The sequence below is a fragment of the Nocardia noduli genome, assembly GCF_019038455.1.
GTDB classification, from domain to species: Bacteria; Actinomycetota; Actinomycetes; order Mycobacteriales; family Mycobacteriaceae; genus Nocardia; species Nocardia noduli.
The window spans coordinates 1-441 of the sequence record NZ_JAFMPL010000282.1 but is presented as its reverse complement, the minus strand read 5'-3'; the positions used below and the strand labels follow the sequence as shown (position 1 = coordinate 441).

Below are 441 nucleotides of genomic sequence, written 5' to 3'. Positions count from 1 at the left end.
ACCTTTATTCCCGCTGGCTGCCCTAATTGGTTATAAGCTTCATATGTCCGGTGTGCCCACCAAATAATCGCTAACATTAAACCGATGAATAAGGCCATAAATCCGTCCACAATAAGCTGATTGGTTTTTGAATAACGTAAAGCAAAATTAACTGCCATCGGGGGAACTTCAATTGCAATTAGCATCAGTGCAATTAAAATCACCTTAGATGTCCACTGTTTAATTACTTTTATCATTATTTTTCTCTTCCTTTGCCCGTTTCTCACGCATTCGTTGGATACTCCACCGGGTAGAAATTTTTGTCACAATGATATTTGCAACTACGAAACCAATTACCCAGAGAAGGTACATCACCCAACCAGAAATATAATTTTCAGCAGTCAACCATACTAAAAGCGCAAAGATGATAAACGGCGGAATGACCACCTTAAGAATAAATTC

At 38.5% G+C, this 441-nt stretch carries 2 protein-coding genes; both read right to left on the bottom strand.

Annotated features, from left to right (window positions below):
- A partial coding sequence (locus tag JZ792_RS41390) for a hypothetical protein (protein WP_216918447.1) occupies positions 1-236 on the bottom strand: 236 nt, incomplete at its 3' end.
- The coding region (locus JZ792_RS41385; protein ID WP_216918446.1) for a hypothetical protein at positions 220-441 on the bottom strand (222 nt) is incomplete at its 5' end. The genes JZ792_RS41390 and JZ792_RS41385, both read right to left, overlap by 17 nt.